Source organism: Streptomyces sp. SAI-127 (assembly GCF_029894425.1).
Taxonomy (GTDB): domain Bacteria; phylum Actinomycetota; class Actinomycetes; order Streptomycetales; family Streptomycetaceae; genus Streptomyces.
In genome coordinates this window covers 9517791-9542257 of sequence record NZ_JARXYJ010000001.1, presented here as the reverse complement: position 1 = coordinate 9542257, position 24467 = coordinate 9517791, and the positions used below count along the sequence as shown (strand labels likewise).

Annotated in this window: 22 protein-coding genes and 1 pseudogene; 8 read left to right on the top strand and 15 right to left on the bottom strand. The window is 69.1% G+C overall.

What is annotated here, in order from left to right:
* Positions 1-55 precede the first annotated feature (55 nt).
* Positions 56-1015, top strand: a complete 960-nt coding sequence (locus M2157_RS43670) for a helix-turn-helix domain-containing protein (protein ID WP_280855605.1) — start codon at positions 56-58, stop codon at positions 1013-1015.
* Between the two features lie 62 nt (positions 1016-1077).
* On the opposite strand, the gene M2157_RS43665 is transcribed toward M2157_RS43670, so the two are convergent.
* The 6 genes from M2157_RS43665 to M2157_RS43640 form a co-directional block, all read right to left on the bottom strand.
* Positions 1078-1572: a PaaI family thioesterase gene (locus M2157_RS43665; protein WP_280855606.1), complete on the bottom strand. Its 495-nt coding sequence runs from the start codon at positions 1570-1572 to the stop codon at positions 1078-1080.
* A 100-nt stretch (positions 1573-1672) separates the two neighbouring features.
* Positions 1673-2263 (bottom strand): TetR/AcrR family transcriptional regulator, encoded by a 591-nt coding sequence (locus M2157_RS43660; RefSeq protein ID WP_280855607.1) that lies wholly within the window; start codon positions 2261-2263, stop codon positions 1673-1675.
* A 172-nt stretch (positions 2264-2435) separates the two neighbouring features.
* Positions 2436-3026: a TetR/AcrR family transcriptional regulator gene (locus M2157_RS43655; RefSeq protein WP_280858911.1), complete on the bottom strand. Its 591-nt coding sequence runs from the start codon at positions 3024-3026 to the stop codon at positions 2436-2438.
* A gap of 56 nt (positions 3027-3082) precedes the next feature.
* Positions 3083-4165: a hypothetical protein gene (locus M2157_RS43650; RefSeq protein ID WP_280855608.1), complete on the bottom strand. Its 1083-nt coding sequence runs from the start codon at positions 4163-4165 to the stop codon at positions 3083-3085.
* A gap of 168 nt (positions 4166-4333) precedes the next feature.
* The gene (locus M2157_RS43645; protein WP_280855609.1) at positions 4334-5149 is read right to left on the bottom strand and encodes an oxidoreductase; all 816 of its coding nucleotides are present in this window, start codon (positions 5147-5149) and stop codon (positions 4334-4336) included.
* Between the two features lie 812 nt (positions 5150-5961).
* The gene (locus M2157_RS43640; protein ID WP_280855610.1) at positions 5962-6462 is read right to left on the bottom strand and encodes a PaaI family thioesterase; all 501 of its coding nucleotides are present in this window, start codon (positions 6460-6462) and stop codon (positions 5962-5964) included.
* Positions 6463-6566: 104 nt separating this feature from the next.
* Between M2157_RS43640 and M2157_RS43635 the strand changes: the two genes are divergently transcribed.
* Complete coding sequence (locus M2157_RS43635; protein WP_280855611.1) at positions 6567-7034, top strand: helix-turn-helix domain-containing protein; 468 nt, start codon at positions 6567-6569, stop codon at positions 7032-7034.
* 87 nt (positions 7035-7121) lie between these two features.
* On the opposite strand, the gene M2157_RS43630 is transcribed toward M2157_RS43635, so the two are convergent.
* Together M2157_RS43630 and M2157_RS43625 are read right to left on the bottom strand one after the other, a co-directional pair.
* Entirely contained in the window at positions 7122-8183 is a 1062-nt protein-coding gene (locus M2157_RS43630) for an alkene reductase (RefSeq protein WP_280855612.1), read from the bottom strand.
* A gap of 144 nt (positions 8184-8327) precedes the next feature.
* Positions 8328-9119, bottom strand: coding sequence for an SDR family oxidoreductase (locus tag M2157_RS43625; protein WP_280855613.1), 792 nt, complete (start codon positions 9117-9119; stop codon positions 8328-8330).
* 183 nt (positions 9120-9302) lie between these two features.
* Between M2157_RS43625 and M2157_RS43620 the strand changes: the two genes are divergently transcribed.
* Both M2157_RS43620 and M2157_RS43615 read left to right on the top strand, forming a co-directional pair.
* On the top strand, positions 9303-9869 hold the full coding sequence (locus tag M2157_RS43620; RefSeq protein WP_280855614.1) for a TetR family transcriptional regulator: 567 nt from the start codon (positions 9303-9305) through the stop codon (positions 9867-9869).
* Between the two features lie 381 nt (positions 9870-10250).
* Complete coding sequence (locus M2157_RS43615; RefSeq protein ID WP_280855615.1) at positions 10251-11264, top strand: NADP-dependent oxidoreductase; 1014 nt, start codon at positions 10251-10253, stop codon at positions 11262-11264.
* 105 nt (positions 11265-11369) lie between these two features.
* Here M2157_RS43615 and M2157_RS43610 read toward each other — a convergent pair whose 3' ends face one another.
* Positions 11370-12380, bottom strand: coding sequence for an enoyl-CoA hydratase/isomerase family protein (locus M2157_RS43610; protein ID WP_280855616.1), 1011 nt, complete (start codon positions 12378-12380; stop codon positions 11370-11372).
* A 73-nt stretch (positions 12381-12453) separates the two neighbouring features.
* Positions 12454-12936: an iron-containing alcohol dehydrogenase gene (locus M2157_RS43605; protein ID WP_280867958.1), complete on the bottom strand. Its 483-nt coding sequence runs from the start codon at positions 12934-12936 to the stop codon at positions 12454-12456.
* A 192-nt stretch (positions 12937-13128) separates the two neighbouring features.
* Between M2157_RS43605 and M2157_RS43600 the strand changes: the two genes are divergently transcribed.
* From M2157_RS43600 to M2157_RS43590, 3 genes are all read left to right on the top strand, one after another.
* Positions 13129-14088 carry a LysR family transcriptional regulator gene (locus tag M2157_RS43600; RefSeq protein WP_280855619.1) on the top strand — a complete coding sequence of 320 codons (960 nt, stop codon included), beginning with the start codon at positions 13129-13131 and terminating at the stop codon, positions 14086-14088.
* A 143-nt stretch (positions 14089-14231) separates the two neighbouring features.
* On the top strand, positions 14232-15143 hold the full coding sequence (locus M2157_RS43595; protein WP_280855620.1) for an alpha/beta hydrolase: 912 nt from the start codon (positions 14232-14234) through the stop codon (positions 15141-15143).
* Positions 15144-15270: 127 nt separating this feature from the next.
* Positions 15271-17160, top strand: coding sequence for a propionyl-CoA synthetase (locus M2157_RS43590; RefSeq protein WP_280867957.1), 1890 nt, complete (start codon positions 15271-15273; stop codon positions 17158-17160).
* A 299-nt stretch (positions 17161-17459) separates the two neighbouring features.
* Here the strand turns inward: M2157_RS43590 and M2157_RS43585 are convergent, their stop codons facing one another.
* Positions 17460-17927: a MarR family winged helix-turn-helix transcriptional regulator gene (locus tag M2157_RS43585; protein WP_266520456.1), complete on the bottom strand. Its 468-nt coding sequence runs from the start codon at positions 17925-17927 to the stop codon at positions 17460-17462.
* A gap of 355 nt (positions 17928-18282) precedes the next feature.
* Between M2157_RS43585 and M2157_RS43580 the strand changes: the two genes are divergently transcribed.
* A complete protein-coding gene (locus tag M2157_RS43580; protein ID WP_280855622.1) occupies positions 18283-18777 on the top strand; it encodes a carboxymuconolactone decarboxylase family protein in 495 nt (164 codons plus the stop codon).
* 796 nt (positions 18778-19573) lie between these two features.
* Here M2157_RS43580 and M2157_RS43575 read toward each other — a convergent pair.
* The 4 genes and pseudogenes from M2157_RS43575 to M2157_RS43560 all read right to left on the bottom strand — a co-directional run bounded on the left by M2157_RS43575 (position 19574) and on the right by M2157_RS43560 (position 24459).
* Complete coding sequence (locus tag M2157_RS43575) at positions 19574-20281, bottom strand: universal stress protein (protein WP_280867956.1); 708 nt, start codon at positions 20279-20281, stop codon at positions 19574-19576.
* A complete protein-coding gene (locus M2157_RS43570; RefSeq protein ID WP_280867955.1) occupies positions 20254-21183 on the bottom strand; it encodes a universal stress protein in 930 nt (309 codons plus the stop codon). The genes M2157_RS43575 and M2157_RS43570 overlap by 28 nt, the downstream gene beginning before the upstream one ends.
* A gap of 154 nt (positions 21184-21337) precedes the next feature.
* Positions 21338-23704, bottom strand: a pseudogene (locus M2157_RS43565) (glycosyl hydrolase family 65 protein); the annotation flags it as partial.
* On the bottom strand, positions 23701-24459 hold the full coding sequence (locus tag M2157_RS43560; RefSeq protein ID WP_280855629.1) for a beta-phosphoglucomutase family hydrolase: 759 nt from the start codon (positions 24457-24459) through the stop codon (positions 23701-23703). The gene M2157_RS43560 and the pseudogene M2157_RS43565, both read right to left, overlap by 4 nt.
* Positions 24460-24467: the final 8 nt, after the last annotated feature.

Below are 24467 nucleotides of genomic sequence, written 5' to 3'. Positions count from 1 at the left end.
CAAGGGTCACGTCCGATACCCTGACATGAATTCCACCTTTCGACGGGATCACGCCATGGCCTCCCTTCACCGAGTCGTCGTTCTGGCCGTAGACGGTGTCTACCCCTTCGAACTGGGCATTCCCAGCCGGGTCTTCGAGGCGGCGGACGGTCGCTACGAGGTCGTCACCTGCAGCATCGACGGCCGCCCCGTCCGCACCAACTCCGACTTCTCGATCACCGTCCAGCACGGCCCGGAGGCCCTGAGCACCGCCGACACCGTCGTCATCCCGCCCTTCACCCCCACCGCCGTCACGACGGAAGTACCGCAAGCCGTGGTGGAGGCGCTCGACTCCGTCACCGCGGGCACCCGCCTCGTATCGATCTGCACCGGCGCCTTCGTCCTCGCTGCGGCCGGTCTCCTCGACGGACGGCCGGCCACCACGCACTGGATGGTCGCGGACCTCTTCCGCGCATGCTTCCCACACGTCGCACTCGATCCGGACGTCCTGTTCATCGACGACGGAGACGTTCTGACCTCGGCTGGTGCGGCTTCCGGGCTGGACGTCTGCCTGCACATCATCCGCAAGGACCACGGCAGTGAAGTCGCCAACCAGGTGGCCCGCAGGTGCGTCGTCCCTCCGTGGCGGGACGGAGGACAGGCGCAGTACATCCAGCACCCGGTGCCCGAGGCCACGGCCAGCGGAACGGCCGGCGCCCGCCAGTGGGCGCTGGAGAACCTCCACGAGCCCATGACGCTGACGGATCTCGCCGAGCACTCCCACATGAGCCTGCGCACGTTCGCCCGCCGCTTCACCGAAGAGGTGGGCATGAGCCCGGGACGCTGGCTGATCCAGCAGCGCGTCGACCGGGCACGGCACCTTCTGGAAACCACCGACCAGCCGGTGGACGAGATCGCCGGCCAAGTCGGCTTCGCCGGCGGCACATCACTGCGAGAACACCTGCATGCCGCCATCGGCATCTCACCGATCGCCTACCGGCGCACCTTCCGCGGCGCCCTGTCCCCCGCGCACTGAGAACGACCGCGCGCCTTCCGCTCCGCCAACGCGGCGATGAGCCGACAGGGTCCCGTATCGGCTCAGGGCGCGGGGACGGGAAAGAGCATGCAGCTGCTGGTGGCGTGGGCGAGGAGGCGGTCCTTCGCGTCGACCAACTGGGCCTGGGCGAGAGCAGTTTGGCGTCCTCTGTTGACGACCGTACCGATGGCGCGGACCTTGCCGGTGTCCACGGTGATCCGCCGGAGGAACTTCACCGTCAGATCAAGCGAGGTGTACGCCGTGCCCTGCGGGAGGGTCGACTGGACCGCCCCGCCGGCCGCCGAGTCGAGCAGGGTGGCGTAGACCCCTCCGTGCACACTGCCGAGGGAGTTGTAGTGCTCCTCGCCCGGTATCAGCGAGAAGACCACGCGACCCTCCTCCACTTCCTCGAGGGCGAAGTCCAGAGCGGCTACGAGGGGCGGCGGGGGCAGGCGGCCCTCGAGCAGGCCGCGCAGCACCTCCACGCCCGAGACGCGTCCTGCGGTTGCTCCCACGATCGCGGGATCCTGCCACTCATACGTACGCGTGCGTCCCACGCCCCCGCCTCTCCACCTGGGTATGAGAAATGAACCTAGCCATGGCACACCTGACTGTCAATGATGAAGTCAGGGAGCGGCCGACCTCGCGCGGAAGGCGTCAGGCGCGCTGCCAGGCGTCAAGCAGGGCGAGGGCGTTGTCCACCCCCTGATCGAGGAGCTCGTTGGCGAGTCGGCTGTCGGTCAAGGCGCGGGCAAGCTGCAGTGTCCCGGCCATCTGGCCGAGGAGGCTGAGCGCCATCACACGTGCGGAGGACGGGTTCTCGGGCGCCATGCGCTCGGCAATGCCCTCGACGAGGATCAGCACACCGTCGGTGTACGCCTGCCTGGTCGTCTCGGTGCAGCGCCCGATCTCGTCGAGCAGAGCGGCGTTGGGGCAGCCGTCGCCAAGCATTTCACGGTGCTGAGGTGAAAGGTACCCCCGCACAATCTGCTCAAGTCCGGCTCGTCCAGGCTCGGCCAGCGCGACAACGTTCTCGGCCTGCACCTTCAACTGGTCGGCGATCGCCGTGGTGACGAGGTCGTCTTTGGATGCGAAGTGAGCATAGAAGGCGCCATTGGTCAGCCCCGCGTCCTTCATGAGCGTCGAGACACCGGAACCGTCGATACCGTCCTGCTTGAACCGGCGGCCCGCCGTCTCGATGATCCGCCGCCTCGTCTCCGACTTGTGCTCTTTTCCGTACCGCACCACGCCACACGCTCCTTCGCCGGCCGGAAGGACCGGTTGCCCTTCACCGACTCAGCCAGTCTATGGTATTGCAAACGTAATCCAAAGAGTCGGCGGCGGCTACGGCGACGGGCGAGCGTGGGGCTTTCATCACGGAGACCAGGCGCGGTCCCCCACTCGACGGCGGATCGTCGTATCAGTTGTGCTGTTCGGCATCTATCAGTGCGAGGGCGTTGCGAATGCCCTGTTCGAGGAGCTGGTCGGCGAGCTGCCGGTCGGTGAGAGCACGGGAGAGCTGCAGCGTGCCGGCCATCATGCCGAGGAGGCTGAGTGCCTTCAGGCGTGCCGAGGGCGGGTCTTGGGGTGCCAGGCGGGCAGCGAAACCGTCGATGAGGACCAGTGCGCCGTTGGTGTATGCCTGCCTGGTGGTGTCCGTGGAGCGTGCGATCTCCTCGAGGAGGGCGGCGTTGGGGCAGCCGTCCTCGATGTCGTCGCGCTGCTCGGTGGAGAAGTACCAGCGGATGATCTGTTCGAGTCCGGCGCGGCCGGGTGCCGCCTGCGCGACGATGTTCTCGTGCTGTGCGCGCATCTGGTCGGCGACCGCGGTGGCGACGAGGTCGTCCTTGGACGTGAAGTAGGCGTAGAGGGTGCCGTTGGTCAGCCCCGCGTCCTTCATGAGCGTCGAGACCCCGGAGCCGTCGATGCCGTCCTGCTTGAGCCGGCGACCGGCCGTCGTGATGATCCGCTGCCGTGTCTCGTGTTTGTGTTCTTTCGGGTACCGCACGATGCGTTCCTCCATCGCGGCGGCAGCCGGGGCGGGTGCCCGGCTGCCGTCCTGGTCGGTCAGTGGGCCGCACCCGCGAGGAGTGCGGGGAAGTTGATCCTGGCGGTCTGCAGTTTCGGGTCGTGGGGCTCGGGGACGCCGCCGTCGGTGATGTACAGCCGGTCGCCGCGCACCGCAGTCGCGGAGGGCGAGGCGAGGCCGTCCGCGCTGGTCAGGACGGGCTTGTAGGTACCATTGGGGTAGATGACCACGACCCTGTCCGGGCCGTTGTTCGAGGAGGAGCCGTTCTGCGCGGCGAACACCACATCGGAGAAGGGCGTCAGGAAGCTGAGGTCGTCGATGTTGGGAAGGCCGCCCGCGACCTGGCGGATCGGTCCGGGCGCGCCGGCGGGGGTGATCGGTACGCGCAGCAGGGTGCCCTTGTTGAAGTTGCTGATCCACAGGGCGCCGTTGTGGAACCTGAGCCCGTTGGCGCCGATCGGCAGGGCCTCGGTCGGTACCGGCGCGAGAGCGGCGTCGGTGAGCCACGGCGTCGCCGATCCGCCCGAGACCGGAACGGACCAGACGATGCCCTTGAGGCTGTCCGCGATGTAGAGGGTGCCCGTGGCCGGGTCGACGGCCAGCCCGTTGGGACCCGAGTCGGCGGGCAGAGCGGCGACGCGCTGCGGCGTGCCGTCGCCGAGCAGCCTGTACACGCCGTTCCTGGCCGCGTTGCCCGGGGCCCACAACGCGTAGAAGACGGTGCCGTCACCGCCGCGGGCGTTGCCGCTTATCGCCTCACCCACCTGTCCGGTGACGAGCACCGAGCGCTCACCGGACGGGGAGATACGCATCAGCTCCGGCCCATGGGTGCGCTCGCACACCGCACAGCTGCCGAGCATGGACAGGGTCACCGAGCCGTCGGGGTTGGCGGTGATGTTCTCGGGGATCTCGCCGGCGGCGAAGTCGAACGTCGCCGCGGTCCGTACGTCGGTGACCACGGACCCGCCGTACGAGCCTCCCGTCCATGCGGACGCGGACGGCGCCGAGACCAGGACGGCCGCCGTCGCGGTGACCGCCAGCGCGATGCCGACGTTCCTCCTCAGAAAACGCCTTGCGCTGGATGTACTGCGCCGGGCCGTGTGCTGCTGTTGCTGCTGCATGACTCTCCTGGGTGACTCAACGAGTGGCTGATCAATGGACTTTTTCGAGGAGGCTCGGGCGGTATGGCGCCCCTGAAGCCGGACCGGGATGCCAGGCGGGCAGACGGTTGTTCTTGCAAGACACGCCGCCGTTTTCGGACGGGTGCGGGCAGGCGAGAGAGGTGGGGGTCAGTTCGGCATCCGGTTGAACCTGCGGACGATGCGGTCGAAGATCCGGGCCGGAAGGACGCGGTGGAAGAGGCTGATGCCGGCGGCCGTCGTGCCGGCGGTGCGCCGCAGTTTCGGGTTGCGGTCGGTGGCCGCCGCGACGATCACCTTGGCCACGGTGGCGGGGTCGTCGCCGCCGCTGGTGTTCTTCGCCAGCACCTCGTCGAAGGTGTGCCGTCCCGAGGCGTAGAGCGGCAGGGGGGTGTCGCCCTGCACGCTGTGGTCCCCGAACGGGGTGTTGATCGGGCCGGGCTCGACGAGCAGGATCCGCACGCCGTGCTCGCGGACCTCGTGGTCCAGCGACCCGGAGTAGCCCTCGACCGCGTGCTTGGTGGAGGTGTAGATGGCCATGAACGGACTGGGGACGAACCCGCTGAGGGAGGAGACGTTGATGACGCGCCCGCTCCGTTGCGCGCGCATGTGCGGCAGGACCGCCTTGGTCATCCGCATGATGCCGTAGACGTTGACGTCGAAGACCTCCTGGGTCCGGGCGACGGAGAACTCCTCGGCGGCGCCGTTGGCGCCGACGCCGGCGTTGTTGACCAGGACGTCGATACGCCCGAACCGGTCGATCACCTGCTTGACCACGGAGGAGACCGATTCGTCGCTGGTCACGTCGAGGTCGAGGTAGGTCACCCCGGCGGGCGCGGTGACCCGCGCGATGTTGCGAGCGGTTCCGATCACCTCGAAGCCCGCCGCGGCGAAGGCACGGGCCGTCTCCTTGCCGACCCCCGAAGAGGCACCTGTCACGAGCACTACCGGCCGGGTTGTCGCCATCACGAGCTCCCTGAGTTTTGAAGTACGTTCGTATGCCTTACGTTCGTACGACCATATGGCGATCGTCAGCCAATGGCAAGTGGTCATACCCGGCGAGTCGAGAGAGATCTGAGAAATGTGGCGCACGGATGACGAACAGTTGACACATCACCTGAGATCGCCATCGGGCGCATGAGCGGGTACGCCCAGCGCCGACGGACGAGCAGACTGTCCGACCAGGGGGCCGCGGCTGCAGGAGACGCGCGCCGGGCCGGCGTGAGTTCGGTGCGCTACCAGGCGGGCGATGATGCTGCCGGCCTCGGCCGGCGGGAATTGTGTGCGGTGATTCGAGCCTCAATGGGCGGGAGGCCGTCCCCGCCAACTCACACCTGCGCGAAGTCCACGGCCGCATGAAACGCCGGACGGTCGAGCGGATCCACCGGACCAACTCCGCATTCCGGGATGAAACAACGGGAAGAGCTGACCTCTCAAACGCGCCGCCTGACTCCACAGGCTTGACCCCGACGCGCCCGCCGCCGCGGAAACAGCGCGCCGAGAGTCGCTGCTACGGCTGTTCCCAACCGCAGCCCACCCCACGGCAGCGCCCCGGTCGTCCCGTGCGAGATCAACCGGTACGTGAAGACCGGACAACCTGCCACCACCAGGTTTCGTCAGCCTTGCGCCCCGTCCACCTGCTCATCGTCCTCAACCGGGCCGGTGCCGACACCACCACCCGCGCCAGGGGCCGCGGGCCGCCGCCGAGCGGAATACCGATGCACCCTCCAGCGTCCCGGCTGTCCTCCCCCGGCGGACCGAGGGCCCCACCCGCGGAGTCACACCCGAGGGGCGGGTACCGGGAAGAGCATGCAGCTGCTGGTGGCGTGGGCGAGGATGCGGTCCTTCGCGTCGACCAACTGGGCCTGTGCGAGGGCGGTTTGGCGGCCCTTGTTGACGACTGTGCCGATGGCGCGCACCGGGCCGGTGTCCACGGTGACCCGACGCAGGAACTTCACCGTCAGGTCGAGCGAGGTGTACGCCATCCCCTGCGGGAGGAGCGACTGGACGGCGCAGCCCGCCGCCGAGTCGAGCAGCGTGGCGAAGACGCCGCCGTGCATGCTGCCGATCGGGTTGTAGTGCTCCTCCCCCGGCGTCAGCGAGAAGACCGCCCTGCCGGGCTCCACCTCGTCCAGGGCGAAGTCGACGGTCTGGCTGATCGGCGCCCTCGGAAGCCGGCCCGCCTGCACCTCGCGCAGGAAGTCGATACCGGCCATGCGTCCGGCGGCCTCCGCCGAGATCGCGGGATCGTCCCATTGATACGTACGCGTTCGCCCCACGGTCCAGCGCCCTTCCCTCTGACTGTCAGCTGACTTTTCCAAGCGAAGCTAGACTTTTGTTCACCTGACTGTCAATGGAGAAGCCAGCCCCTTACGATGGCGGGATGGAGTGGCTTGAGGCGAGCACGGAGAACTGCCCCGTCCAGCGCACGCTCGACGTGATCGGGGAGAAATGGACGCTGCTGATCCTGCGTGACGCAGTCAACGGCGTCCGCCGCTTCGACGACTTCCACCGCCACATCGGCCTCTCGGAAGCCGTGCTCAGCGACCGCCTCCGCAAGCTGACCTCGGCCGGCATCCTGAAGACCGTCCCCTACCAGGAACCTGGCAGCCGCCCCCGCAACGAATACCGCCTGACCCGCAAGGGCTGGGACCTGTGGCCCGTTCTGATGGCACTGACCCAGTGGGGCGAGGCATACGCCCTCGGCCCCGAGGGGCCTGTCCTGGACGTCCGCCACACCGACTGCGAAGCCCCGGTCCGTGTCGTCGTCGAATGCTCCGCGGACCACTCCGCCCTCACTCCGCGCGAAGTCACCGCCCGGCTGGGAAAGGGCGCCCGCCTCCGGTCCTGAGCCGCTCAGTTCAACAGCAGCCTGCTCAGACACGTGGTACCCCCATGGGGCCATACCGGTCGGCCAGGACCGGTATGGCCGCGTCGGTCAGGCGGAGAGGGTGGGGTAGTCGGTGTAGCCGGCCTCGCTGCCGCCGTAGAAGGTGGCGGGGTCGGGGGTGTTCAGCGGCGCGCCGGTGCGTACGCGCTCGACCAGGTCGGGGTTGGCGAGTGCCAGCACGCCGACGGTGACGATGTCGGCGAGGCCGTCCTCGATGTCCTTGGCGCGGGTGGCGACGTCGGTGCCGGCCCGGTTGAGGACCAAGGTGTTCGGCCACAGCTTGCGGAGGGTGTGCAGGAGTGCGTCGTCGCCGCCGTGGCCGATGTGCAGGTAGGCGAGGTCGAGCGGGGCGAGGGCGCGTACGAGTGCCGGGTACAGCTCGTGGGTGTCGCTCTCCGCGATGTCGTTGAACGGGTTGCCGGGAGAGATCCGGAAGCCGGTGCGGCCGGCGCCGATCTCCTCGGCCACGGCGGTGGCGACCTCGACGGCGAAGCGGATGCGGTTGTCGATGGAGCCGCCGTACTGGTCGGTGCGCTGGTTGGTGTTGTCGGCGAGGAACTGGTGCACGAGGTAGCCGTTGGCGCCGTGGATCTCGACGCCGTCGGCGCCTGCCGCGACGGCGGCCGCTGCGGCGCGGCGGAAGTCGTCGACCGCCGCGGCGACCTCCTCGGTGGTCAGCTCTCGCGGCACTGGCATCTCCTGGAGACCGGACGCGGTGAACATGGTGCCCGCCGGCTGGACCGGGGAGGGAGCGACCGGCTGCCGGTGGTGGAGGGTGTTGTCGGGGTGGGACATCCGTCCGGCGTGCATGAGCTGGATGACGATGCGTCCGTCGGCCTTGTGCACGGCGTCGGTGACCTTGCGCCAGCCGGCGATGTGCTCCTCGGTGTAAATGCCGGGGGTGAGCGGGTAGCCCTGGCCGTCGGCGTTGGGCTGGGTGCCCTCGGTGATGATGAGGGCGTGCGAGGCGCGCTGGGCGTAGTACTCGGCGTTCAGCTCGGTGGGTACGCCTTCAGGGGTGGACCGGTCCCGCGTCATGGGGGCCATCGCCAGTCGGTGCGGCAGGGAGAACTCCCCGGCGACGATCGGGTTCCACAGGGCGTTCGGCATGGGTGTTTCCTCAAGTAAGGGTGCCAGGGAGCTGCGGGGTGGCGGGCAGCCTGCCCCGCGGGAAGTAACGCGTACGCGGTGATGTCGCGCACCTGACCGTCGCCGGCGGTTATCAGCCGCGACAGCTGACAACCTCGGTAGCTGTCAGCCGCGGTAGCGATCGGCCGGGACCTTCCGGGACAGGTTCGGGACGAGTGCCTGACGCGCCTTCTCGAACGACTCCCAGTCGCTGATCTCCGGCAGGGACGGGATGGTGACAGGCTCCCCGGCGTCGAGGCCGGCGAGCGCCGCGTCGACGGCGTCGTCCACGCTCATGACCCACTCGTCGGGGAACGCCTCGAGGTCGACGCCGGAGCCGTCCCAGAGCTCCGTGCGGACAGCGCCCGGCAGCACGGCCTGCACCCTGACGGGGCTCTCGGCGAGTTCCTGCTGCAGGGCCTGGGTGAACGTCAGCACATAGCTCTTGGTGCCGCTGTAGACGGCACTGAAGGGCAGGACATTGAGGGCCATGGCGGAGGAGATGTTCACGACGGTGCCGTGCCCGCGGGCCGTCAGCCCCGGCAGGACCGCGATGGTCAGCCTGGTCAGCGCTGTCACATTGAGGTTGATCAGCGCCTCGTAGGCCGCCGCGTCGGAGCCTGCCAGCGGCGTGAGCAGCGCACCGCCGGCGTTGTTGATCAGTATCTCGATGCTCTCGTCGGTCCGAAGGCGCTCCTCGACCACGGAGATCTGCGCCGCGTCGGTGAGGTCGGCGGCGACGACGTCCACCGCGCGGCCCGTGCGGCTGCGGATGTCCGACGCCAGCGTCTCCAGCCGCGCAGTGTTCCGGGCCACCAGGATCAGGTCGTAGCCCCGGTCGGCAAGCCGCTGCGCGTAGGCGGTGCCCAGGCCGGCGGATGCGCCGGTGACGACAGCGGTCTTGTTCTGCGTGGTCATGGGTGGGATCTCATTTCTGGGCTGGCGGATGAGTGGGGACCGAGGCCTCGGCCCCGATCTCGCTTTAGATTACGATAGGTATCTAAACAGATCCAGTCAACGCCCGACGCCGTCCGCGCGGTCGACCGCCCGGCAGTTCGCATACGATAGATGCACTTTGATATCTAACGTGGCAGGTGAGTGATGAGTCGCGTTTCGCAAGCACAAGCGCTCGAGAACCGCAGGCGCGCGGTCGCCGCGGCCTCCCAGCTCTTCCGGGAGCGCGGCGTCAACGGCATCAGCGTCGCCGACCTGATGAAGTCCATCGGGCTGACCACGGGCGGCTTCTACAAGCAGTTCGCCTCCAAGGAGGCACTCATCGCCGAGGCGGCTCAGGCCGCGTTCGGGGACCTCGACCAGCTCCTGGCGTCGTTCGACGCGGCCCAGGGCGATCACGACACCGCGCGCGGCGCCCTCATCGACCACTACCTGTCCCCCGAGCACCGCGACCAGCCCGGGTCCGGTTGCCCCACCGCGGGATTCGCCGGGGACACGGCTCGCGAGTCCACGACCGGGGAGGTGCGCGAAACGTACGCGGCGGGCGTCGAGAAATTCGCCGCGTGGCTGTCCACCGACGCCGACGACGGCCTTCCCATGGTGGCCACCCTGGTCGGCGCGATCCTGCTCGCCCGGGCCACGGCGGGCACGGAACTGTCGGAGAAGATCCTGGCATCCACCCACGAAGCCCTGACCGCACCACACGATGCTTGACCCGGAACCCGGAACCCGGGACGCGGACCATGCGTCCGGGGCCAACGCCACGCGATTGAGCGGCCGTTGGGCCACGGAAGGCCCACCGTGCACATGCTGCGGATCTGGACGCCGACATGCGCACCGCACCCGCGACGCCGCGCCAGGACCGCCGACCCCTCCGGGCCGGCACGGTAGCGGTCGCCCCACTGCGGCAGCCCGACACGGCCGGCACCAGATCCATCCCCGGTGACCCCGACTCACCTGAGTTTACTTTTCTATACTCAAGAAGTAGCGTCATGGTCGGCGCACCAACCGACCGCACGCGAACGGGCGCGCACGTCGACTTGCGCGAAGAATCACATCGAACACCGGGAAACCCACACAGAAAGGCGGCCGGGCATGAAGGCCTTCGTCGTCGAGAAGTACGGCAAGGACGGCGCACGCGCCGCTGACGTACCCGAGCCCACGGTCGGAGACCGCGACGTCCTGGTCAGGGTGAGCGCCGCCAGTGTCAATCCGCTGGACAAAATGGTCCGCAACGGGGAGTTCAAGCAGCTCCTGAAGTACAAACGTCCGTTCGTGCTCGGCCACGACGTGGCCGGCGTGGTGACGCGGGTCGGCTCCGCCGTACACGGCTTCGAAGTCGGCGACGAGGTCTACGCCCGCCCGCGCGACCTGCGGATCGGCGGCTTCGCGGAGTTCATCGCGATCGACATGGACGATGTCGCCCCCAAACCGGACTCCCTCACTCTTCAGGAGGCAGCCGCCGTGCCGCTGGTGGCTCTGGCCGCCTGGCAGATCCTCGTCGACCGGGCCCATGTGCAGCCGGGGCAGAAGGTGCTCATCCACGCAGGTGCCGGTGGCCTCGGCTCGACGGTCATCCAGCTCGCCAAGCATCTCGGCGCCACGGTCGCCACGACCACGAGCACCGACACGGAGAAGCTGGTCGGCAGCCTCGGCGCCGACATCGTCGTCGACTACACCAAAGAAGACTTCTCGAAGATGCTGTCCGGCTACGACCTGGTGCTGGACTCCGTGGGTGGAGCGAACCTCGAGAAGTCGCTGACCGTGCTGAAGCCCGGCGGTCTGGCCATCAGTGTCGTCGGCCCGCCGGACCCCGGCTTCGCCAAGCAGCTGGGCGCCCCCTCGTTCCTGGGCCTGGTGATGAGCATGCTCAGCCGCAAGGTCCGCAAGCAGGCGAAGGCGCTGGGCGTGCGCTACCAGTTCTTCTTCATGCAGGCCAACGGCTCCCAGCTGCGCAAGCTCGGCGCCCTCTACGACGGCGGGAAGCTCCGCCCGGTCATCGACAGCACCTTCCCGTTCGACCAGACGCTCGAGGCGATGGCGTACGTCGAGCAGGGCCGCACCAAGGCGGGCAAGGTCGTGGTCTCGATGGTGCCCGACAACGACTGAGACCGTGCCGGCCCGGATCCTGCGTCCGGCACGGTCACCGCGACCCGCCCCTCCTGCACGGCAGGCTCCCGGCGCGAGGCCATGCCCTCCTCACGGCGGGCATGATCAGGACGGCAACGTCCGTCCGTCGAGCGCCACACGCTGCCAGTCGGGGTTGCGGTCCTTGTCGACCAGGGCCGCGCGGACGCCCTCCAGGAAGTCCGGCGTGCGGATGGTCGTACGCGCGAGGGCGAGTTCAGCGGCAAGGCACTCGCGCAATGTGCGCTGCCTGCCCCGGGACAACAGGGCGTGAGTGATCTCCAGGCTCTGCGGCGAGGCCGACTCCAAGGCGACCAGTGCGCCTGCCGCCCAGGGGGTGTCGAGGTGACGCAGGCGTTTCTCGATCTCGCCGAGGGTCGCCGCGCCGAATGCCCAGTCCACCTCCCCGCGTACCTCCGCCAGCCTGCTCTCCGCCACCGGGGAACCGCCGCCGAGACGGTTGAGGACCACGTCCACCGGGTCGCCGGGGTTGTCGGCCAACGCGTCGCCGACCGCGTCGAGCCCGTCCGCGGGGACGAAGTGCGTGGCCAGCCCCGTGTAGAGGGTGTCGGCCGCGTCGAGCCGGTGCCCCGTCAGTCCCAGGTACATGCCGAGCGCGCCGGGCAGCCTCGGCAGGAAGTAGCTGGCCCCGACATCCGGGAAGAACCCGATCCCGGTCTCGGGCATCGCGAGCACCGCGCGCTCGGTGACGACGCGGAAGCCGCCGTGGACGGACAGACCGAGCCCGCCGCCCATGCACACTCCGTCGATGAGCGACACGACCGGCACGGGATATTCGGCGATCCGGGCGTTGAGCCGGTACTCGGAGGCGAAGAACCGTTCACTGGCCTCGGCGTCCCCGGCGAGGCTGTGCTCGCGGATCGTGCGGATGTCTCCACCGGCACAGAACGCCTTCGTGCTGGTGCTCGCGAGCACCACGGCGGACAGCGGCGTGTCCGCCCACTCGGCGAGCTTGCGGTCGATCGCGGCGACCATGTCCGTGGTCAGCGCGTTGAGCGCCTTGGGCCGGTTCAGCAGGATGCGGCCGACGCCCCGGTGGACGTCGGCGAGAATCTCTGCGGCAGCGGTGTCAGTCATGGGTCAGCACCTCGTGGTCCGCGCGGACCTGGCTGTCGTGGCCTTCATGTTCCTCTTCCTCATTCGCCGGGTGTCAGGCGTAGATCTGCGCGTAGAGATCCTGGATCTCGTCCACGGTGGGTACGACGGGGTTGTTGGCGGGCGACCCGGACGCGAGCGCCTGCTCGGCCATGAGGGGCGACAGGCGGGACCACTCGTCCTTGTCGATGCCGTGGGCCCGAGGGGTGGGCACGTCAAGATCCTGACACAGCGATCGCAGTGCCTCTACGAGCCTGTCGGCGGCCAAGGCGTCACCGTCGCCGTCGGTGGCGGCTCCGAGGGCGCGGGCGCAGTCGGCGTACCGGCTCTCGGCGGCGTGTGCGGAGAACGCGGTCACCGCGGGGAAGAGCATGGCGTTCGACAGGCCGTGGGCGACGTGGAAGTGAGCGCCGATCGGGCGGCTCATGCCGTGCACCAGCGCCACGCTGGAGTTGGAGAAGGCGATGCCGGCCTGGGTCGCGGCGAGCATCATCGCCTCGCGAGCCTCGCGGTCTTCCCCGTCGGGAGACGACGTCACCCAGCTCGCCCACGGCACCGCCGCCGACGCGCAGGATCCTCGGGAGGGAAAGGCTGGCGATCATGGCGGCCCTTTCGGCGGGAACGGCGGGGCAGGTGGCGCCCGCTGCCCTGACTGTGGGGCCCCGCGCAGAGTGCGAACAACGACCAATAGCGCACAGCCGCTGTGCAGAAATGCAGATACGGTCGGGCCGTGCACCCCCACTCCCCGGACGAGAACCCCGCTCCGCGGCCGGTCGGCTCTCGCTCCGTCGATCCGCGCAAACTCCGGGCGGACGATCTGCGCTACCTGCTCGCGGTGTCCCGTACCGGCCGTCTGGTGACAGCCGCCGACGCACTCGGCGTGGATCACACGACCGTGTCACGCCGTATCGCCGCACTGGAGAAGAGCCTCGGCCTGCGTCTCATCGAGCGGGGCGCGGAGGGCTGGACACTGACGGACATCGGTCGAGCCGTCTCGGAGAACGCGCGCGTGATCGAGGAGGCCATCGACCGCGTCGTGGACACCGTGGCGGGCCAGGACTCGCCGTCCCTGCACGGCACGGTGCGCGTCAGCGCGCCCGACGGCTTCGGCACCGTCTTCGCCACGCCCGCCCTCGTACGGGTACGCCGCCGGCACCCCCGGCTCCAGGTCGAACTCATCACCGCGACACGGCAGCTCGCCCTGCGCCCGTCCGGCTTCGATCTCGCTCTCGTCATCGGCGTCCCTGCCAGCAGCCACCTGGTGACGGAACACCTCACCGACTACACGCTGGGGCTCTACGCCAATGACGACTACCTCAGCCGGTACCGCCGCCCTGAGACGGTGGCCGAGCTGCGCGAGCACCCGCTCATCTTCTACATCGAGTCGATGCTGCAGGTCGGCGACCTCGACATCGAACGCCACCTTCCCGGCATGACCCCGGCATTCTCCTCGACGAACGTCTTCGCCCAGCTCGAAGCCACCCAGCAGGGCGCCGGCATCGGCGTCCTGCCGGCCTTTCTGGCCCAGCGGACCCGACTGCGCCGACTGCTCGCCGACGAGATCGACATCCGGCTCCCCATCACCCTGGCCGTCCGCCGCGAGGCGGTGACGCACCCGGCCGTACGCGTCCTGTGGACCGCCCTACGGCACGAGGTCACCGAACGGGCGGCCGAACTGATACCGGAATGAACGCCACGGCGCCTCCGGTGCCGTGAACCCCGCCGAGCTCACTCACACGCAGGGGGATTCCAACCTCATCTGAGTTTACTTTTCCATACTCAGGCCTTAGCGTCGTGACCACCCCATCAACCCGCCTGAGAAGGAGCACCACCATGGGAGTAAGCCCTGAGGCCCACGAGTTCGCGGAGTTCCTGGCGAGCGTGAGCGCGAAGTCGGCCACACCCGGCCTGGACCTGGCCGTCATCCGCGACATCGTCGACTCGAACCACAAGGCGTCGACCGAGCCGGAAGGCGTCACCTACGCCGAGGTGGACGCGGGCGGCGTCCCCGCCCTGTGGGCCATCCCCGAGGGCGCCGACCCCGACCGGGCACTGCTCCACTTCCACTTCGGCGGATCGGTCACCGCCTCGATGCACTCGGACCGCAAGGCCGCAGGCCATATCGCGAAGGCGGCCGGAGCCCGCTCCCTCGTCGTGGACTTCCGCCTGGCGCCCGAACACCCCCACCCCGCGCAGCTCGACGACGCCGAGACGGCCTACCGCTGGCTGCTCTCGCAGGGCTACGAGCCGAGGAACATCGGCAGCACCGGTCACTCGATCGGCGGCACCCTCGCGGTGATGCTGCCGCTGCGTCTGCTCGCGAAGGGCGAGGCGACCCCGGGGGCGATCGTCAGCGTCTCGCCGTGGACCGACCTCACCCTCCAGAACGCGTCGGTGGACGAGAACGAGGACAACGACAGGATGCTCAGCCGGGGCACGCTGGAACTCTTCCGCGGAGCCTGGCTGCAGGATCCCGCCGTGGACTTCACCTCACCCGAGATCAGCATTGCGAACGCCGACCTCACCGGCCTGCCGCCCACGACCGTCCACTACGGCGAGTACGAGACCCTCGCCGACGACGGCGCCGAGCTCGGCCGCCGACTGGCGGACTTCAAGGTCACTTCCGAGGTCCACCCGATGCCCGAGGGACAGCACTCGTTCGTCCTGGGCGCGGGGCGGGTACCCGAGGTGGACCAGGCCATCCAGCAGATGGGCCAGTGGCTGCGTGAGCACCTCGGCGCGTGAGCAGCAGCCGCACTGACCGGCCTCCGGCATGCTGCTCGACCGTACCGGCCGGCATGCGGTACTTGTGTCCGACACCGTTTCGCAGACGGTCCCAACACCGTCCCTCGATGCCACAAAGGAGTGCGCGATGGGAACGTACGAGGATGTCTTCCGCGCCAGTACCGAGGACCCGGAGAGCTTCTGGCTGAAGGCGGCCGAGGGCATCGACTGGGATGTCACTCCGCGGCGCGCCCTGGATCCCTCGGGCGCACCCTTCTACCGCTGGTTTCCCGACGGGCGGCTCAACGTCTGTTTCAACGCGCTCGACCGGCACGTCGAAGCCGGCCGTGGCGAACAACCCGCGCTCGTCTACGACTCCCCCGTGACCGAGGCCCGCCGCGCCTACACCTTCGCGCAGCTGAGGGACGAGGTGGCGGCCTTCGCGGGAGCCCTCGCACAGCTCGGTGTGGGGCACGGCGACCGCGTGGTGATCTACATGCCGATGGTCCCGGAGGCTGCGATCACGATGCTGGCCTGCGCTCGTATCGGCGCGGTCCACTCGGTCGTCTTCGGCGGGTTCGCCCCGCGCGAACTCGCCCTCCGTATCGATGACGCGGCCCCCAAGGTGGTCGTCTCCGCCTCCTGCGGCATCGAGGGAAAGCGTGTCATCGCGTACAAGCCCCTGCTCGACCAGGCGATCGAACTCGCGGCCCACAAGCCGGAGAAGAGCGTGATCCTGCAACGTCCGCAGGAGCCGGCCGCGCTGGGTCCGGACGATCTCGACTGGGCCGAGCTGGTCGCCGCCGCGCCGCCTGCCGGCTGCGTTCCCGTCGCCGCCACCGATCCCCTGTACATCCTCTACACGTCCGGAACGACCGGAAAGCCCAAGGGAGTCGTGCGGGACTGCGGCGGCTACGCGGTCGCGCTGCACTGGTCGATGGGCGCCGTCTACGACGTGGGCCCGGGCGAGACGATGTTCACCGGCTCCGACGTCGGCTGGGTCGTCGGCCACTCCTACATCGTCTACGCGCCCCTGCTGGCCGGCGCGACGACGGTCCTGTACGAGGGCAAGCCGGTCGGCACCCCGGACGCGGGGCAGTTCTGGCGGGTGGCCGCCGAATACCGGGCCAAGACCATGTTCACGGCGCCCACCGCCTTCCGGGCGATCAGGAAGGAGGACCCGAAGGGCGCACTCACCGCCGGCTACGACCTCTCGCACCTGCGCTATCTCTTCCTCGCCGGTGAGCGCCTCGACCCGGAGACGTATCACTGGGCGAGCGCTCTCCTGGGCATCCCGGTGATCGACCACTGGTGGCAGACCGAGACCGGCTGGCCCATCGTCGCCAACCCGGCCGGCATCGAAGTCGCCCCCATCAAGCCCGGCTCCCCCAGCCGCCCCCTGCCGGGCTGGGACGTCCGCGTCGTCGATCCCGCGGGCGAGCCGGTGCCCCCGGGCGTCGACGGCGCGATCGTCGTCAAGCTTCCCCTGCCGCCCGGCGCACTCCCCACCCTCTGGAACGACGACAACCGCTACATCGCCTCCTACCTGTCCGCCTTCGACGGCTACTACCTCACCGGCGACAGCGGCCACCTCGACGACGACGGCTACGTCTTCGTCATGGGCCGCACCGACGACGTCATCAACGTCGCCGGACACCGGCTGTCCACCGGCAGCATGGAGGAGGCCCTGGCCGCCCACCCCGACGTCGCCGAATGCGCCGTCATCGGCGTCGCCGACGAACTCAAGGGACAGGTACCGCGAGGCTTCGTCGTCCTCAAGGCAGGCACCGCCCGCGAACCGGGCGAGGTCGAAGCCGAACTCGTCCAACTCGTACGCGAGCGCATCGGCGCCGTCGCCTCTCTCAAGGACGTCACGGTCGTGGCCGCCCTGCCCAAGACCCGCTCGGGAAAGATCCTGCGCAAGACCATGCGCGGCATCGCCGACGGCCGCGACGAACCCATCCCGTCCACGGTGGACGACCCCGGCGTCATCGAGACCCTGCGCCCTGTCCTCCGCCGCGCCGGTCACACTCCGTAAACGGCTGACCGTGTTTGACCGAGGATGGGGGGAGGTCAGGCGCGGCGGCCGTAGGTGTGCGGGTGGGCAGGCTGCTGAGGCTTGGTAGCCGAGGGTGATCATCACATGCTCGTGACGCAGGGCGGCCCGCTTCGTCGGGGGCCGATTTGAGCATGAAGACCTTGCCGCGCACCTTGAGCGGGGCGGATCACGGTCGGAGGCTCCCCCCGCGCCTCGCTGACTGAGCTGTTCAGCGGAAGAAGAGCTGTTCGCCAGGAAAATATGCGCACCTGTACGCGTGCCCCCGGCCGGTCGGCCGATCAGGCGGGGTCGTCGTCCAGCTTCGCCACCACTCGGTCGGAGATGTCGGCCAGAGTCCGCAGCTCCGCCGGCGTGACATGGTCCAGGAACAGCTCTCGTACCGCTTCCACATGCAGCGGAGCCGCCGCCTCGATCGCCGCCCGCCCGGCGTCCGTGATCACCACGAACGCTCCCCGCGCGTCCTCGGGGCACTCCTCGCGGATCACCAGCCCTCGTCCTGCCATCCGAGCGATGTGGTGGGACATACGGCTCTTCTCCCACTCGAGCGCGCGGGCCAGATCCTGGTAACGCTGCCGGCCGTCCGGCACATCCGTCAGATTGACCAACACGCCGAAATCCGCGGCCGAAAGCTTCGACTCGCTCTGCAACATGCGCGCCAGGCGACCCCCCAGACGCTCATGCAACCGAACAAAACTCCGCCAGGCGTGCTGCTCCTCCGCCGTCAGCCACCGAACCTCTTCATCCATAAAAGCGAGTGTAGGGGAGTTGACGGGTCACCCTTATTAGTTGACACATCACTTATATGGTCAACCTTGACACGTCAACCGTTGGTGCCAGGGACACGTTCGGCGATGTTCCGGAGGACGATTCCGGCGCCCCGGTGTCCGAGCACGGACCATCCGTCAGGTCGTGGACGAGGCCGTTCTCGCGGAGGAGACCGTCGACGTCCTCGTTCCCGGAATCGGAGCGCGGACGGGCCGTCGCCACCGTACGGGCCCGATGAACAGCCATACCGCCACCCTGCTGCCTGGGATTTAGTTGTTACAGCAACTACGATGCCGTGATCACCAGGCCACAACCAGCAGACAACAAGCAGGAGACATGCGGATCTTCATCGACAAGCAGAGCCCCAAGGCCTTCCACGCCCTGGTGCAGACGGCGGAATCGGTGCGCGCAGTCGCCGCCGAAGCGGGGCTCGACCGTACCGCCGTGGAACTGATCAACCTTCGCGTGTCGCAGATCAACGGCTGCGCCTACTGCCTCGACACCCACACCAGGGCGGCAGTACGCGCGGGCGAGTCGGCGCGCCGGCTGGGAGTGCTGGCCGCCTGGCGGGACACCGACCTGTTCACGCCCGTGGAGCGGGCGGCCCTCGCACTGGCCGAGGCCACGACCGACCCCACCGACGCCGTCGCACAGGAATCCGCCTACGAGACCGCTCGACACGCGCTCACCGATGACCAGATCTCCGCTGCGATCTGGGTCGCGGTCACCATAAACGCGTTCAACCGGGTCTCGATCATGAGCAAGCATCCGGTACGGGCGAATCGAGGTGCTCCGGACGAGGAGAGCGGTCCCACCGTGTCCGGTGGGTGATGTGACCCCTGGGAGTGCAGTTCGGGAATTGGTTGACGCATCATCAAATGCCCGCGATCCCTGTCGAGGATCTTGCTGCACTCACCGTAGGCCTACTCCGCCTTGCCAACGCGGAGTCCTCCTTAACCCGGGCGACGGCAACCGCACTCGTATGGGCTCGTGTGACGCAGGGCGACCATCCGCACAGCCCATCGCTGGAGGCACTCCGCGAAGCGCAGCGAAGTACCAAGGCGTTGGTCTCCGCCATCGGACAGTTGCAGACCCCCAGCAACCGTAAAGGCACCAGACTCCGCTTCCTTCAACGCATCAACGATTACGCCGATGGCCTCGCCCGGGCGCTCGATGAGGGGCGGAGTCGGTTGAAACGCCAGCACCCACTGGCGTCCTTGACAGCCGAGGCTCTCGCCGCAACATGACGCCCCGACAGGGCCGGGCGGTCCCCCAAGCCCGCCGTCCGGCCCTGTCCTCGGCCAGCCGCTGAGGCTGCGGATGAATGAGGCTGTATCAGGGCAAGGGCTCGCTCCCGCAGAACGGCCAGCTGCCGATACTCGTCCTCTTCGAGCTCTCCGCAGGCGTACCGCTGAGACAGCGTCTCTTCCGGAACTGGTGGGGTCTCACCTGTGCGTGGTCGGACGGCGCCGTGGCTGAGGGCGCGGTAGAACAGCACGCCAACAGCGATCAAAACGCTCTGAAGGTCGACTGTGCCCCAGCCGTTCATGGCGTGCGGATACCAGTACGCCTCGACCGCCGACCTTCCTGATGAGCAGTCGTGGACCGTCGGCGTGGCCCACGATCGTCAGTCGTGGGGCACCAGCGCGACCGGCCGAGTCACATGGTGGATCAGGGCATGGGCCACCGTGCCGGTGTACGAGCCGACTGCGCCACGGCGCCTGCGGTGCCCCACGACCAGCAGGCCGGCCCCGTTCGTTGCCCGTACGAGGACATGTGCGGGACGGCCCTCGTGCAGGTTCTCGCGGACAGCCACGTCGGGGTACTTCGCGCGCCACGGTTCGAGCAGTGCCGCGAGTTCGCGTTCCACCTCCGCCCTGATCAGCGCGCGCTCCTCGGTTCCGGGCATCGGCTGGGTGAGAGGAACATGCCAGGCGTGCACCGCGCGCAGCGGTGCCTGCCGCAGTTGCGCCGCCCTGAAGGCGAAGTCGAGGACCTCGTCGCAGGATCCGCCGATGTCCACGGCTACCGCGACATCGCGGTACGGAGTACGAGGCGACGCTGTCCTGGAGCCGTCCGGGAGATGTTCGTCCGCCGCCGTCTCGTCCGCGCGGACAAGGACGACCGGCCGCTCGACGTGGGCCACGGTGGACATGGCGACCGACCCCGCCATGAACCCGCCGATGCCGCCGAGCCCCTGGCTTCCGATGACCAGCAACTCGGCGTTCTCCGCCTCGGCGAGCAGCGCCGGCGCGGGCTGCCTACGCACCTGCTCGGCGGCGATGTACAGCTGCGGGTAACGCTCGTTCAGCCGCTCGACCGCGGCGCGCAGCACCAGAGATGGGGTACGACGGCCACGGGGCAGCCGACGTGATGGATCGCGGCGTGTGTGACGGGGCCGGTGTGTGGGCCCACAGGCCGCTCGGTGAGGCGGTGACCGACCACGAGGAGGCTCGCTCCGGTCGAGGCCCGGACGAGTGCGGTCGAGGCCTTGTCCTCCACCACCGTCTCCAGGACCTCCACATCGGGGTACTTGTCGCGCCACCCCTGGAGCACGGCCTTGAGGAAGCCCAGCCACTCGTCGGAGCGCTGAGGGTCGCTGACCAGACCGATGTCACCGGCGCCGAGGCTGAGAGGGCTGGGCGCCTGCCAGGCGTGCACGGCCCGAAGCCGGGCGTGCCGAAGCCGAGCCGCCTGGAAGGCGAACTCAATGACCTCGTCGCACGCGTCGTGAAGGTCGATGGCGAGGACGACGTCTCGGTAGTCGGCGTCCGTCGGAGCGCCTCCGTCGCCGGCCGGGACATGTTCGTCCGCAGCCTCCTCGGCGGCCCGCACGAGGACGACCGGTCGCGTCGCCTTGGCCACGACGCCGAGCGCGACCGAACCCACGACGAATCCGGTGAAGCCGCTCAGGCCACGCGAGCCCAGGACCATCAGGTCGGCCTGGTCAGCCACCTTCAACAAGGCTGCGGTCGCTGGGCCTTCCATCTGCTCGTCGGACAGGCGGATGTCCGGGTAGGCGGCACGGACCCGCTCCTCCGCCTGCCGCAGGGAGCGCCGCGCCAGGTGCCGCTGGGCGGCGTTGGCGATCTCGCCTTCCTGCTGACGGGGGTGCCAGTTCCAGACGTGCACCAGATGCAGCGGCTGTGCGCGTCGCACGGCCTCACGGGCCGCCCATTCGGCGGCGGCCAGACTCTCGGCGGATCCGTCGACTCCGGCGACAACGGGCAGCACCATGACGACACCTCCAGAATGAGGTCTGGTCCACTTGTCACTACCAGCGTCGCGCCGTCTCGCAGGTGCGGGGAGGGACTGTCCAGGTCCTCCGGGGGACCAACCGGCCCCTGTTGGAGGGGCATCCGGCCGAGTTCGCGGCAGGACGGCGGGGTCAGTCCGGAAGAACCAGTCGGCAGGTCTCGCCCGGCTCCACGCTGACCGCGCGGTCCGGCAGCCGGACGTCGATCGGTGAGCGGTCGGACGAGGGGACCTCGATGTTGAGGCAGCCGTGCTCCAGGCGCAGCCGGACACCCCAGTGCCCCTGGTAGCGGAGGGAGAATCCGTACGACGACAGTTCGGGCACCGGCACCGGGTCGAGCCATAGGGCGCCAGAGCGGGTCTCCAGGCCGGTCAGGCCGCGCTGGACGAGGTCGAGCGTGCCGGCCATGGCGCCCAGGTGGATGCCCTCTCCGGTGGTGCCGCCCTGGAGGTCGGCGATGTCTCCGCGCAGGGCCTCCTGGCAGTACGTCCAGGCGTCCGCGCGGCGCGCCCGGGCCAGGACCCAGCCGTGGACCAGGCCGCTGAGGGTGGAGCCGTGGCTGGTGCGGCGCAGGTAGTGGTCGACCGTGCGGTGCCATGTCTCCTCGTCCAACCGGTGGCCCAATCGTCCGAAGAGGGAGCGGAGTTCGGCCGGGGAGAAGAGGTAGCCGAGCATCAGGACGTCGGCCTGTTTCGACGCCTGGTAGCGGTTGACCGTGTCGCCCTCCGCCTCCAGGATCCGGTCCAGGCGGCGGATGTCGTCGTATCGCTTGCGGTAGCCGTCCCAGTCGAGTTCGGTGAGGTCGCCGTAACCCTCGAACTGGCTGATGACGCCCTCGTGGAAGGGCACGTGCAGGGTGCGGGAGACGGCCTCCCACTGTTCGAGTTCGCCGTCGTCCAGGCCGGTGCGCTCGGCGAGTTCGCGCCGCCGGGGTTCGGGCAGGGTGCGCAGCACTTCCAGGGTGCGGGTGAGGACCCAGGCGGCGGTGACGTTGGTGTACGTGTTGTCGTCGAGCCCGGGCTCCGGCGCGTCCGGGTAGGCCTCGTGGTATTCGTCCGGGCCGACCACGCCCTTGATGCGGTGGCGCCCCAGTTGGTCGTCCCAGGTGGCGGAGTCGGCCCAGAAGCGGGCGATCTGCAGGAGCATTTCGGCGCCCTTGGTGTGCAGGAACTCGGTGTCGCCGCTTGCCTCGCAGTACTGCCACACGTTGTACGCGATCGCCGAGCCGACATGGTGCTGGAGCCGGGAGTGGTCCGGCAGCCAGCGCCCCGAACGGGGGTTGAGATGCAGTTGCTGGGTCTCCTCCCGGCCGTCGCTGCCGCTCTGCCACGGGTACAGGGCGCCGCGCCGGCCGACGGCGCGGGCCGAGGCACGGGCCTGGTCCAGGCGGCGGTGGCGGTAGCGCAGAAGGGCGCGCGATACCTCGGGGAAGTGCAGGTTGAGGTAGGGCAGGACGAACAACTCGTCCCAGAAGACGTGCCCGCGGTACGACTCGCCGTGCAGTCCCCGGGCCGGGACTCCCACGTCAAGGTCCGCCGTGTGCGGGGAGAGGGTCTGCAGGACGTGGAAGAGGTGCAGCCGAAGGATGCGGCCGGCCTGCCCGGGCACTTCGAGTTCGGCTCGCCGCCACAACTGGTCCCACGCGGTCAGGTGTGTCTCCAGCAACTCATCGAATCCGGGCGCCGCGACCACGCGGTCGATGGCGGCGCGCAGTGGGTCGCTGATCGCGGGGTCGTGCGAAGTGTGCACGGCGACCGCCTTGTCGACGGTGACAGTCCGGCCCGGTGTCAACTGCAGGCGCGTCCGCTGTACGGCGCGCGAGGGTTCGTGCTCGTCCGACACCGGCTCGTCCGCGATCAGCTGGGCAGCCAGTGCGATGCGGATGTCAGAGGTGCGGGTACGGCAGCGCAGCCACGCGGTGTCCGGGGCGACGGTACCCGTGTGCACGTGGGTCAGATGACGGCCGTCCAGATCCCGGTAGCGGGGCACCCCCGCGTTGGTGACGCTTCCGTCGAGCGCGGCCTCGACCTCCAGTTCGCCCGTGAAGCCATCGGGGGTGAACTCTGTGCGCAGGGCGGCCAGATGGGGATCGGCCATGTGTACCAGCCGCTGCTGCCGCACGGTCAAGACCCGCCCCGCGCCGAGCCCGAACCGCGTCCTGCGCTCCAGCAGCCCACAGGACAGATGCAGGACGTGCCGGTGGTCGAGCACCTCCGCGGTGTACGGCGTGATCCACTCCTGCCCCGGGAGCCGGAAGCGCAGCGGCAGCCAGTTCGGCAGGTTGACCATGTCCTCGTTCTCTACCCGGCGTCCCGCAACCTCCGAGGTGAGCCGGTTGTAGCAGCCGGCCGCGTAGGTGCCCGGGTAGTGCACGTCGTCCGCCGTGCACTCCGGGAGCGCCCCGCGAGTGGCCAGGTATCCGTTGCCCAGGGTGCACAGCGACTCCCTGAGACGCTCACCGGTGGGCTCGTAGCCGTCGTACTCCCAGGTCCAGGACGTCACCGTCGTACTCCCTCTTGGAGCAGCTCTGCCAGGTCGTGTACGACGATGTCGGCGCCGTGCTCGAGCAGTCGCGCCCCGCTGTCCGGATCGTGGGCTCGGTTCACTCCGACAACGAGGGCGAACCCGCCCCGCCGACCTGCCTCGACGCCCGCCAGCGCGTCCTCCACGACGGCGCACCGCCCGGTGGGCACGCCAAGGCGGCGTGCAGCTTCCAGGAACAGGTCGGGCTGCGGTTTGCCCGCGAGGCCCAGCCGGGCCGCCTCACCCCCGTCGACCAGGACGTCGAAGAGGTCGAGGACCTCGGCCCGGGTGAGGAGCTCGTGTGCGTGCCGGGACGCGGAGGCCGCAGCACACGGCATCCCGGCCCGCCGCAGGGCGCGCACGAGCCGTACGGTCCCCGGGTAGGCGTCGATGCCGTGCTCGCGCAACCGCTCGGTGAACAGGCGCTCCTTGTGCTCCGCCACGGCGCGCACGGTTGCTTCCGTCGGGTCGAGACCACGTGACGCCAGGAATGCGGAGGCACCGTCGAACCGGGACTTGCCGTCCACGTATCGCACGTAGTCGTCGCGGATGCTGAAGGGGCGCCGCTGTCCAGGGTCCTCGGGCGGGTGTTCGGTCAGCAAGGCGTCGAAGGCGGTTTTCCATGCGGCTGCGTGCACTCGGGCGGAGTCGGTGATGACCCCATCGGTGTCGAACACGACCGCCTTGACGTCCCGCAGCACGGCTGCGACCACCTCGTGGGGCTGGACGGTCATTGCTGCTC